The sequence below is a fragment of the Sodalis sp. RH16 genome (assembly GCF_047324245.1).
Lineage (GTDB): Bacteria > Pseudomonadota > Gammaproteobacteria > Enterobacterales > Enterobacteriaceae > Acerihabitans > Acerihabitans ligni.
Window position 1 is genome coordinate 38,009 of sequence record NZ_CP178737.1, and the last position, 11,744, is coordinate 49,752.

An 11,744-nucleotide genomic window follows, 5' to 3' on the forward strand; every position below is an offset into this window, starting at 1 on the left:
ACCGTTGAGAGCTTTGCTATGGCTGGCGTAAATAAAACTAATCTGACGGAAACGGATATCATTACCAAGTTCATCCTGCCGGCGATTAAAGAAGCCGGGTGGAATGTAATGTCGCAAATTCGTCAGGAGGTAAAACTCCGCGATGGTAAAGTTGTCGTACGCGGTAAGCTGGCTGCGCGCCTCACGGTGAAATCTGCTGATATTGTACTTTACCACAAGCCAGGGTTACCGCTGGCGGTCGTGGAAGCGAAGGCCAATAAGCATGAAGTAGGTAAAGGCATGCAGCAGGGTTTGGATTACGCGCGTTTACTAGACGTGCCTTTTGTCTTTGCCTCCAACGGAGATGGTTTCATATTCCACGATAAAACCCATCCCACGCAGCTTGAATCAGAAATCACGCTGGACGATTTCCCGACGCCGGAGCAACTCTGGCATAAATACTGTGTCTGGAAAGGGTTTACCGCCGAGCAGCTTCCGGTAATCAGCCAGGATTATTACGATGATAGTACCGGCAAGTCACCACGCTATTATCAGTTACAGGCCATTAATAAGACCGTAGAGGCCGTCTCCGCAGGACAAAACCGCGTCTTACTGGTGATGGCGACGGGAACCGGGAAAACCTACACCGCGTTTCAGATTATCTGGCGCCTATGGAAAGCGAAAAATAAGAAACGCATTCTGTTCCTGGCCGATCGTAATATTCTGGTCGATCAGACCAAGAATAATGACTTCCAGCCTTTCGGCAGCGCAATGGCAAAAGTGGTAGGACGCACTATCGACCCGGCATATGAAATTCAGCTTGCGCTTTACCAGGCTATAACCGGGCCAGAAGAATATCAAAAGGCGTTCAAACAGGTGGCGCCTGACTTCTTTGACCTGATTGTTATTGACGAATGCCATCGTGGCAGCGCATCTGAAGACAGCGCCTGGCGCGAAATCCTGGAATATTTCAGCAGCGCGACGCAGATTGGCCTGACCGCCACGCCCAAAGAAACCGAAGACGTTTCCAGTACCGACTATTTTGGCGAGCCGGTGTATACCTATTCCCTTAAAGAGGGCATTGAAGATGGCTTCCTCGCGCCTTACAAAGTGGTGCGTGTGGATATAGATGTGGATGTGCAGGGCTGGCGGCCCATTAAAGGACAATTGGATAAATACGGCAAATTAATTGAGGATCGTATTTATAACCTGAAAGATTTTGACCGAACCCTGGTGATAGACGAGCGCACTATGCTGGTGGCGCAGACCATCACCGATTATTTAAAACGCACCAACCCGATGGATAAGACCATCGTCTTTTGTAACGATGTCGACCATGCCGAAAGAATGCGGCACGCACTAATAATACTCAATCCTGAGCAGGTGCTGAAAAACGAAAAATACATCATGAAAATTACCGGTGATGACGATATCGGCAAGGCGCAGCTGGATAATTTTATCAACCCGAAAAAAGCCTATCCAGTTATTGCCACCACCTCTGAACTGATGAGCACCGGCGTGGATGCCCAAACCTGTAAGCTGGTGGTGTTGGATCAGAACATCAAGTCGATGACCAAATTTAAGCAAATCATCGGGCGCGGCACGCGCATCAACGAGAAGTTCGGCAAGCTGTGGTTCACTATTCTCGATTTCAAAAAGGCCACCGAACTCTTTGCCGATGAACGCTTTGACGGTGTGCCGGAAAAAGTGATTCACGTCACGCCGGAAGAGATCACCGATCCAGACTCCGGATTCGACGAGGTACTGGCAGATGAATCCTCTGAGGAAGCTACTTCTTCTGGCGTCAGAAATGCCGAGGAACCCTCAGCAATTTATGATGCGACACCGGGTGACAATTCCGGCGCATTCGAGGAAGACGAAGAAAACAAAATCCGTAAATTCCACGTCAACGGTGTGGCGGTAAAAGTGTTGGCGAAACGCGTGCAGTATTACGACGCCGACGGCAAGCTGGTGACTGAATCTTTCCAGGATTACACCCGCAAAACGCTGCTGAAAGATAAACAGTACGCTTCGCTTGATGACTTCACCCGTAAGTGGCACTCTGCCACACGCAAGCAAGTTATCATTGAGGAACTGCAACAACTGGGCATCCTTTGGGAAGTTCTGGCGGAGGAAGTGGGTAAAGATCTCGATCCGTTCGATCTGCTTTGCCATGTGGTTTACGGCCAGCCGCCGCTGACGCGCAAAGAGCGCGCCGACAACGTGCGCAAGCGTAACTACTTCACCAAATATTCGGAGCCTGCGCAGAACGTATTGAATACGCTGCTGGACAAATACGCCGATGAAGGCGTACAGGAAATTGAGGATATTCAGGTGCTGAAACTAAAACCGTTCGACACGCTCGGTCGCCCGCTGGAAATCATCAAAAGCAGCTTTGGTAACAAACAGGCCTACGAACAGGCCGTGAACGAATTGGAAAACGAAATCTACCAACTGCCGCCACAATCAGCCTGAGACCCCAATAACATTCCGCCACCGGGGTTATGCCGCCGGTGGCATTCTTTTGTAAGTATGGAAATAAAACATGTCGATTAGCTCTGTCATTAAATCCTTGCAGGACATCATGCGTAAAGACGCAGGCGTGGATGGCGATGCCCAGCGCCTCGGCCAGCTCTCCTGGCTGCTGTTCCTGAAAATTTTTGATACCCAGGAAGAAGAGCTGGAATTGGAGCAGGATAATTATCAGTTTCCCATCCCTCGACGCTATCTGTGGCGTACCTGGGCGGCGAACAGCGAAGGGATCACCGGTGACGACCTACTGGAATTTGTGAATGACGACTTGTTCCCCGCGCTAAAAAACCTGACCGCGCCAATAGACAAGAACCCGCGTGGTTTTGTGGTCAAACAAGCGTTTAGCGATGCCTATAACTACATGAAAAACGGCACGCTGCTGCGCCAGGTGATCAATAAACTCAATGAAATCGATTTTAGCAGCAGCGCCGAGCGCCATCTGTTTGGCGATATCTATGAGCAAATTCTGCGCGATTTGCAAAGCGCGGGCAACGCGGGCGAATTTTATACCCCGCGAGCGGTTACGCGCTTTATGGTCAACCGCATCGACCCGAAACTGGGCGAGTCGATTTTGGACCCAGCCTGCGGTACGGGGGGCTTCCTGGCCTGTGCGTTTGACCACGTTAAAGAGCATTACGTTAAAAACACCGCTGACCACCAAGTACTGCAACAGCAGATCCACGGTGTGGAGAAAAAACAGTTGCCGCATTTGCTGTGTACCACCAACATGCTGTTGCACGGCATTGAAGTGCCGGTGCAAATACGCCACGGCAACACGCTGAACAAACCGCTCGCCTCCTGGGATGAGCAACTGGATGTGATTGTTACCAACCCTCCGTTTGGCGGCACCGAAGAAGACGGCATCGAGAAAAACTTCCCGGCAGAGATGCAAACCCGCGAAACTGCCGACCTGTTCTTGCAATTAATCATTGAAGTGCTGGCCGACAAAGGCCGCGCCGCCGTGGTATTGCCGGACGGCACGCTGTTTGGTGAGGGCGTAAAAACCAAAATCAAGAAGCTGCTCACCGAAGAATGCAACCTGCACACCATCGTCCGCCTGCCAAACGGCGTATTTAACCCCTATACCGGCATCAAAACCAACCTGTTGTTCTTCACTAAAGGCCAGCCAACCAAAGTGATCTGGTTCTATGAACACCCCTACCCTGCGGGCGTAAAGAACTACAACAAAACCAAGCCGATGAAGTTTGAGGAGTTCCAGGCTGAAATCGATTGGTGGGGCAGCGAAACAGACGGCTTTGCCGGTCGGGTGGAAAACCATCAGGCGTGGAAAGTGGGCATTGAGGAAATTATCGCCCGCAACTTTAATCTCGATATCAAAAATCCCTACCAGGGCGAAACCATCAGCCACGATCCGGATAAGTTATTAGCGCAGTTCCAACAACAGCAAAGCCAAATCAGCGAACTGCGCAATCAGCTACGCGATATCCTCGGCGCCGCGCTGGCAGGCAAGGAGGTGAACTGATGGCCGTAGAGAAATTGATTACCGACCATTTCGACACCTGGACTTCCGCTCTGCAAACCCGTTCCACCGCAGGACGCGGCAGCAACGGCAAAATCGACCTGTACGGCATAAAGAAATTGCGCGAGCTGATTCTGGAACTGGCGGTGCGAGGCAAGCTGGTGCCGCAGGATCCGAATGATGAACCAGCGTCTGAGCTGTTAAAACGTATAGCGGCAGAGAAAGCAGAGTTGATAAAACAGGGCAAAATCAAAAAGCAAAAGCTTTTGCCGGAGATTAGTGAAGAGGAAAAGCCTTTTGAATTGCCAGTAGGATGGGAGTTCTGTCGTTTAGGTGATGCAACGATTAACCGTGATGCAGAAAGAATTCCAGTTTCGTCAGAAGAACGATCAAAACGACATGGCGAATTCGACTATTACGGCGCTTCGGGTATAATTGATCATATTGATGACTTTATTTTTAAAAAACCATTACTGCTTGTCGGCGAAGATGGGGCTAATTTAATAAATCGAACAACACCAATAGCTTATATGGCTTATGGGAAATATTGGGTTAACAACCATGCCCATGTTTTAGATGGGATAAACGAAAGCTTCCTACTTTATGTGGGCTTGTATATAAACTCCATTAGCCTTGAGGAATATATTACAGGGACAGCACAACCCAAAATGAATCAAGCAAAAATGAATGCTATTTTACTTGGTTTAGCCCCCGAAAAAGAGCAACAACGCATCCTTTCAAAAGTAAATGAACTAATGTCCCTCTGCGACCAACTGGAACAGCAATCCCTAACCAGCCTGGATGCGCATTCCCAGCTTGTAGAAACCCTACTGGCTACACTCACCGACAGCCAGAACGCAGAAGAACTAGCCGAAAACTGGATGCGTATTAATCAGCATTTCGACACGCTGTTTACCACCGAAGCGAGTATCGACGCACTTAAGCAAACCATCCTGCAACTGGCGGTGATGGGTAAATTGGTGCCGCAAGATCCCAATGATGAGCCTGCTTCCGAACTGCTAAAAAGCATTGAACAAGAAAAAGCGCAGTTGGTAAAAGAAGGTAAAATTAAAAGGCAAAAAACGTTATCGCCGATTAGTGATGAGGAAAAGCCTTTTGAGTTGCCGCAGGGGTGGGAATGGGTACGTTTCGGTGATATAGGTATTATTAGAGGCGGAGGTACGCCGAGTAAAAATAATAAAGATTATTGGTCTGGAAATATACCATGGGTTTCCCCCAAGGATATGAAAATTGACTATATATCACAATCCGAACTTAGTATTACTGAGTCGGCCATCATCCATAGTTCAGTGCATTACATCCCTGCCAATAGTCTTTTGTTTGTTGTGAGGGGAATGATCCTTGCCCACACATTTCCAGTAGCTATAAATATAAATGAAGTAACGATAAATCAGGATATGAAAGCTATTACAAGTAATTTATTCAATGTGGATTTTTTGCTTCATTTAATGAACGGTTTTTCATCCATAATACTTAAACTTGTTGAACGCTCTTCACACGGTACTTGTAAGCTGGTATCAGATAAATTATTCAATTTGCAACTTCCGTTACCCCCCATAGAAGAACAGATTCGAATAAATGCGAGAATCAAAGAGTTATTGTTACTTTGCGACCCCCTTAAATCCCACCTGCAAGCCGTGCAACAAACCCAACTTCAACTGGCGGATTCACTCACTGACGCAGCGCTAAACTAAGGAACAAAACATGTCGATCCATCATGCCATCTGGCGCGTGGGCGAAATCCCTGAGCCGTTATCCGTTAGTCGCCTGGCCAGTGAGCAACTGCTGGAGAAAATGATCCTGCGTGATCCTTCCATTCTGTCTAACCAATGGATGATTATAGGACATCAGGAACCTACGTTGGATAGCGGGCGCATCGATCTGCTGGCAATTGCGCCGGATGCTTCACTGATCCTTATTGAGTTAAAGCGCGATCGCACGCCGCGCGAGGTGGTGGCGCAGGCGCTGGATTATGCCTCCTGGGTGGCGGGGTTAACCCCGGAACGACTGTCGCAGATTTATGCACGTTTTTCCAAAGGCGGCAATCTGGGTGACGCCTTCAAGCAGCGCTTTAACAACGTACTGGAAGAGGAATCGCTTAATCAGTCGCATCAGATAATTATCGTTGCCTCTGAACTCGATCCTTCAACCGAGCGCATTGTTACCTACCTTAGTGAACGTGATATCCCCATCAACGTTCTGTTCTTCCAGGTATTCCAGAATGCCGACGAGCAGCTTTTAAGCCGCGCCTGGCTTATTGACCCAAGCGAAACCCAGACCAACGCCGCGCAGGCCACGTCGGGTATCAACGCTGAAGAACGCGAACCCTGGAACGGCGAGTTTTATGTCTCCTTTGGCGACCCGCTGAGCCGTAGCTGGCAGGATGCCCGGCGTTATGGGTTTATCAGCGCGGGTGGCGGTAGCTGGTACAGCCAGACGTTAAAACAGCTGCAGCCAGACGATCGCGTCTGGGTAAAAATCCCCGGTACAGGCTATGTAGGTATTGGTAAAGTGCTTTCAGCCGTGCAGCCCGCCAGCAGCTTTAAAATCGACACGCCTGAAGGTGAGAAGCTGGCAATGGACGTACTTCAGCATGGCGAACTTTATCGCCAGAATGCGAATAACCCGGAGAAATCGGAATACTTTGTACCGGTGAAATGGCTAGAGACACGCAGCGAGAGCGAAGCGGTCAATGAGGTCGGTTTCTTTGGCAATCAAAATACCGTGTGTAAACCCACCACGCAAAAATGGCGCCATACCGTTGAAAAATTAAAGGGCTATTTCAAACAATGGAATGCTGACGCCTAGATTACTCCAGGTTAACAAAAATTTTAGGCCCACACTTGGGCCCATAAAACAAAAATGGAATCAGGAATAAGCCATCTAATCAAAATAATAGGCAATAAATTCAAATCCCCCCAGCTCCACCAAATTCTTGGTTGATGGTTACCAGAGCCATCCAACGAAGTCCTAGAAGCCCGCAAGGCGTAAGCCCTGCGGGCTTTTTTGTATCCTCTCGAGTCTGAAGTCACCTAATTAAATCCAATCCTTTTGGGCCCATTGATAGGCCCAACGAAAACTATTATGGTTTTCGTTGGGCCTACAAGAGCGGAGACTGATCATGTCAAGACAAACCAAGCCGTTAACCGATACGGAAATCAAAGCACCAAAACCTAAAGATGCCGATTATCTCCTCTAGGATGGTGATGGGTTGGCTCTACTTATCAAATCAAGCGGCAGTAAACTCTGGCAGTTTCGCTACTATCGCCCTTTCACCAAACAGCGGACGAAGCAAAGTTTCGGAGCTTATCCAGCCGTCACGCTTTCTGATGCACGTAAACTAAGATCTGAATCGCGCATCTTGCTGGCAAAGCAGATCGATCCATTTGAGCATCAGAAAGAGCAGCTCATTTTCACCTCGGCATATGGGCAGTAATCAAAAGATGATGAGTTAGGGTCACCTATTCATCAACTCATCGCCACTTAATATTATGTTTTGTATAAATAAAAATCAAAGGCGAACAGGATGAACAGTTTTGCGTAAAATCTTTTTTTCCCGGCAGACTCGCATAACACTGTTGCTGCCGTTTTGACTTAGTGCTAAATTTAGTATCAAATATCGTACTAAAAAGGACTCGTTATGTCTGTACAACCTATCCTGGCTAATGCGTCGGTGAGTATCAGCGATTTTAAAAAGTCACCCAATGGCGCCCTGAAAGAGGCCCACGGGCAACCGGTGGCGGTGTTGACCAACGGCCATATCTCCGGTTACTACATTTCACCGGAAACATGGGAAGCCATGGTGGATTATCAGGAAGATATCGAACTTGGCAAGATCGCCCGTTCTCGGATGAAAGGTAAGCGCGTCAAGGTCAAGCTGGATGAGCTATGAGTTGGAGTTTGAAGAGCACGCCCATAAGGAGTTTAAAAAGCTGGGCGCGCCGTTACGTGAGCAGTTCAAAAAGAAGTTAAAAGAGATTTCGGTCAATCCCCATATTCCCGCCAATCAGCTCAGCGGCATGCCTGATTATTATAAAATCAAGCTCAGGTCTGCCGGGTATCGGTTAGTTTACCAGGCGATCCATGAATTGAAAATTAATCTATACATACCAATGTATTACACGAAAAATTCAGATTCCACAGCCACGTCAAAGAAGTCCACTAAGCCCGCATAGCGCAAGCCCTGCTCGCTTTTTTATGTTAGTGGAATGCTGGGAAGATATCGTGACTATGCCTAAGATATCCGGCGCTCCCTTGAAAAGGATATCTTTTCCGCCATCGGCGATATCAGCATCACGGACATTAAAGCGCGCTCGCTGGTATAGGCTATCAACGATTACCAGCCCTGCCGAAGCCTCAATATCCGCTGGACAGAACTCGATTTATCAGCGAGAGAATGGCATATACCGGCGGAACGCATGAAAATGAACCGGGCGCATAAAACCGAGGCAACCGATGAACAGCCAAACGGTGAATGCAGGGCTGAAGCCAGATTGAGAGAGGTAAAAAATGAACGCTAAACGCATACCTCCAACCAAAACCCATGCCGAAATGGTCTTAGATTGGATGGAGCAACCGGAATTTAAGGCTGAATACGAAAAGCTGGACGGGGAATTCGCCTTCAAATCACCGATGAGCGGCCTGAACGGCGCTAGAGGATGTCGAACTCGCCAAAATCGCCCGTTTGAGAATAAAAGGTAAGCGTTTTAAGTCGATTTGAACGAACCATGAAATTGAGCGCCGCCACCTGTCATCACTCATCGGTCGTGCCGGGCAGCGGTTCTGCTTGATAGCGCCGGCGGTGTTCTCTCGGCGAGTACCCCAGAACCCGTTTGAACGCCTTGCCGAAGGCGCTTTCCGTACCGTAGCCGATTGACCAGGCGATTTTGGAAACAGGGTCATCAGACGTCTGCAGGCGATCGCTGGCGAGCAACATTCTCCAGTGCGTAAGGTATTCCATTGAGGTCATCCCTACCCTTTCCTTGAACCGTTGAGCAAAGACGGTGCGCGACATGCCGACGTGATGAGCGAGTTCCTGCAATTTCCAGGGATGCCCCGGATCGTTGTGCATGCATGCTATCGCGGCCCTCATCTGCGGGTCGGCAAGGGCAAAAAGCCACCCTACGCCCCTGGTTGCCTCGCTCTGCAGGTACAGCCTAAGGGCCTTCACCAGCAAAATATAAGCAAGCTGTTGCGCCACCAGCGATCCCCCCAACTGAGGATCGCGTAATTCCTCCCTTAAGGATTCCAGCGACCATCGCATCACTTCTTTACTCGACTCGTTGCGGATATGGACGATGGGAGGCAGCGCGTTCAGTAGGATGTCGGCATGCCCGCCGGTCATGAGGAAGTGCCCGCCAAGAACGGAGCATCCGCCCACGGCGTCGGAAAAGAGCGGAACTTCCGGCCTGCGCGCGGCCATTTGCACGTCGAAATTCACCGGCGGAGAAGACAGGTCCGTCGCCAGGCAAAACGGCCGGCCGCGGGGAAGGAGGATAGAATCACCCTCCCCCATGAACACCGGGTCGGTTACTCCCTCCATCGCCAGGAAACATGAACCCGCTACCACTGAGTAGCACTTCAAGCCCCGATGCTTAGGGAATTGGATACATGATTGTTCGTTCACCACAAAGCCCCCCGACACATAGGTCTTGAGCTTGAGCAGCGATAACATCTCTGAGAGCGGGTCCATGCAAATCCGTACGATCAAACCAGTAATACGAACTTAAAGAATACATCGTACGGCCCTCTTTTGCTATCGTGACAGCTATTGGTAAGAAGAAACGCGAGCGTCCCTCGTTGAGATAACTTATCCATTCACATCAAAGGAACAGCTATGAAAATTTTCCTAACCGGCGCGACCGGGTTTATCGGCACTGCCCTGGTGCCCGAACTCATCAACGCGGGTCATCAGGTGCTTGGGCTGGCGCGATCGGATGACGGGGCGAAACGGCTCATCGCCGCCGGGGCCAAGTTGCATCGCGGCAGTCTGGAGGACCTGAATAGCCTGCGTCTTGGCGCAGCCGGAACTGACGGGGTGATTCACTGCGCTTATGACCATGACTTCTCGACGTTCGAGGAGAGCGGCAAAAAGGAAAGCCGGGCCATTGACGCCCTGGGTTCCGCGCTCATCGGCACGGATCGCCCGTTGGTCATCACCTCGGTAACCGCTATGGGTGCGGCGGCTCCAGGCCGGATCGCCACGGAGGATTATTATATTCCCAACCATCCTATCCCCCGTACCCCTACGGAAAATGCGGGAGCGGCCGTTGCCGAGCGGGGGGTGAATGTGTCGGTGGTCCGCCTGCCGCAGGTGCATAATAAGGTCAAGCAGGGCCTCATCAGCCAGCTTATCGGCCTGGCTCGCGACAAAGGGGTATCGGCTTATGTCGAGGAAGGAGTCAACCGCTGGCCTGCGGCGCACCTGCTGGATGTGGCGCGTCTCTATAGGCTGGCGTTTGAAAAGCATGAGCCGGGCAGCCGATATAACGCGGTGGCAGAGGAAGGCATACCCCTGCGCCAAATAGCGGAAGCCATTGGCAAACTGCTGCAAATCCCTGTGGTCAGCATCCGTGTGGAAGAAGCCCAATCCCATTTCGGCTGGCTGGCCATGTTCGCCGGCATGGATATGCCCGCGTCAAGTCAGCTGACCCGGCAGCGCCTGGGGTGGCGTCCCACCGGTCCGGGACTGCTCAGCGATCTTGAGCTGGATGCGCGCACGGATACGCAGGGTGGAAATTTTTAATCATGGGTATTGTTGCCATTTATCTTTGGATATACTTGCCGCAGAGATTCAATCATTTGGCATAGTGTATGGCTTATATATTAGGTTTGCCGACTCCGTCGGATTATGCGGTCCTGTCCACCTGGGTGGAGGATGCCACGGCCTGTATGCGTTGGGCAGGGCCTAATTTACCGTTTCCACTGGATGCGGAAAATTTGCCACAGTTACTGAATGGACAGGATGCGACCAGAAGGAGCTATATACTGTGTAACTCTGAGCGTCCTGGCGATCCCCTCGGATTTGGTCAGGTGGTACAAAAAGAATCCGGCATTAGCCATTTGGCCCGTATTATCATATCCCCGCAAGCCCGTGGGAACGGCCTTGGCCGGGTTCTTTGCCAACAGCTTATCGCCAAAGCAACCGAAGTCAGCAGCATGAACCTATTGACGCTCAATGTGTATCGGGATAATCAAAAAGCCATGGGGTTATATCTGTCCCTTGGCTTTGCCGAGGCAGATAAACAACCTCGTTCTGACATGGTTCTTATGCAAAAATTATTGAAGTGATGCGATGAATTTGCGTTTTTTCAGTCCACACTGCGGACTGATAAATATAGCTTGCTGAAAGTGATAGATTCACATAAATATAGCCACTCATCAGAAACACCGTTAATAGTGTAGTATTCATCTATATTCTGTAACGTCTTTCCTTGATATTTGCTAATCCAAAAATCTGTTTTATTCATTGCTACTCGCACATATACCACCGATATTCTGAACAGCCGCTGCAAATTTCTCATGCCGATGCAAAAATACGTTGTCTCTGAAAGCACGGTTAGTTAATGTTTCCGCGCTTCTGCATAGTCAGCAGCCGGTGGTGGAAACCCGAGCAAAACAAAGGCGACACAGCACGCGCCTGGATTTGACGCTCAATGCGCTGGAGAGCGTGATGGATGCCGTCTCCCAGGACCCTATCGGCACGGGCAGGCTCAGCGCTACCTTACACTAA

At 50.0% G+C, this 11,744-nt stretch carries 11 protein-coding genes and 2 pseudogenes; 12 read left to right on the forward strand and 1 reads right to left on the reverse strand.

Annotation, left to right across the window (positions count from 1 at the left end):
* Positions 1-18 precede the first annotated feature (18 nt).
* From hsdR to ACL2XJ_RS00235, 9 genes and pseudogenes are all read left to right on the forward strand, one after another.
* Entirely contained in the window at positions 19-2,454 is a 2,436-nt protein-coding gene (gene hsdR, locus ACL2XJ_RS00195) for an EcoAI/FtnUII family type I restriction enzme subunit R (RefSeq protein ID WP_413726833.1), read from the forward strand.
* A gap of 70 nt (positions 2,455-2,524) precedes the next feature.
* Positions 2,525-3,994 (forward strand): N-6 DNA methylase, encoded by a 1,470-nt coding sequence (locus ACL2XJ_RS00200; RefSeq protein WP_413725276.1) that lies wholly within the window; start codon positions 2,525-2,527, stop codon positions 3,992-3,994.
* Positions 3,994-5,706 carry a restriction endonuclease subunit S gene (locus ACL2XJ_RS00205; protein ID WP_413725277.1) on the forward strand — a complete coding sequence of 571 codons (1,713 nt, stop codon included), beginning with the start codon at positions 3,994-3,996 and terminating at the stop codon, positions 5,704-5,706. Before ACL2XJ_RS00200 ends, ACL2XJ_RS00205 begins: the two co-directional genes overlap by 1 nt.
* A gap of 10 nt (positions 5,707-5,716) precedes the next feature.
* Positions 5,717-6,820, forward strand: a complete 1,104-nt coding sequence (locus ACL2XJ_RS00210) for a nuclease (RefSeq protein WP_413725278.1) — start codon at positions 5,717-5,719, stop codon at positions 6,818-6,820.
* Positions 6,821-7,133: 313 nt separating this feature from the next.
* A pseudogene (locus ACL2XJ_RS00215) lies at positions 7,134-7,421 on the forward strand (integrase arm-type DNA-binding domain-containing protein); the annotation flags it as partial.
* 231 nt (positions 7,422-7,652) lie between these two features.
* Positions 7,653-7,904, forward strand: coding sequence for a prevent-host-death protein (locus tag ACL2XJ_RS00220; protein WP_203524676.1), 252 nt, complete (start codon positions 7,653-7,655; stop codon positions 7,902-7,904).
* A complete protein-coding gene (locus ACL2XJ_RS00225) occupies positions 7,894-8,187 on the forward strand; it encodes a type II toxin-antitoxin system RelE family toxin (protein ID WP_413725279.1) in 294 nt (97 codons plus the stop codon). The genes ACL2XJ_RS00220 and ACL2XJ_RS00225 overlap by 11 nt, the downstream gene beginning before the upstream one ends.
* Positions 8,188-8,250: 63 nt before the next feature.
* Positions 8,251-8,500 (forward strand): annotated as a pseudogene (locus tag ACL2XJ_RS00230) (hypothetical protein); the annotation flags it as partial.
* A 21-nt stretch (positions 8,501-8,521) separates the two neighbouring features.
* On the forward strand, positions 8,522-8,713 hold the full coding sequence (locus ACL2XJ_RS00235) for a hypothetical protein (protein WP_413725280.1): 192 nt from the start codon (positions 8,522-8,524) through the stop codon (positions 8,711-8,713).
* A 52-nt stretch (positions 8,714-8,765) separates the two neighbouring features.
* On the opposite strand, the gene ACL2XJ_RS00240 is transcribed toward ACL2XJ_RS00235, so the two are convergent.
* On the reverse strand, positions 8,766-9,704 hold the full coding sequence (locus ACL2XJ_RS00240) for a cupin domain-containing protein (RefSeq protein ID WP_413725281.1): 939 nt from the start codon (positions 9,702-9,704) through the stop codon (positions 8,766-8,768).
* Positions 9,705-9,848: 144 nt separating this feature from the next.
* On the opposite strand from ACL2XJ_RS00240, the gene ACL2XJ_RS00245 reads away from it, so the two are divergent.
* From ACL2XJ_RS00245 to ACL2XJ_RS00255, 3 genes are all read left to right on the forward strand, one after another.
* The gene (locus ACL2XJ_RS00245) at positions 9,849-10,757 is read left to right on the forward strand and encodes an SDR family oxidoreductase (protein WP_413725282.1); all 909 of its coding nucleotides are present in this window, start codon (positions 9,849-9,851) and stop codon (positions 10,755-10,757) included.
* 68 nt (positions 10,758-10,825) lie between these two features.
* The gene (locus ACL2XJ_RS00250) at positions 10,826-11,302 is read left to right on the forward strand and encodes a GNAT family N-acetyltransferase (protein ID WP_413725283.1); all 477 of its coding nucleotides are present in this window, start codon (positions 10,826-10,828) and stop codon (positions 11,300-11,302) included.
* A 310-nt stretch (positions 11,303-11,612) separates the two neighbouring features.
* Positions 11,613-11,744, forward strand: coding sequence for a hypothetical protein (locus ACL2XJ_RS00255; RefSeq protein WP_413725284.1), 132 nt, complete (start codon positions 11,613-11,615; stop codon positions 11,742-11,744).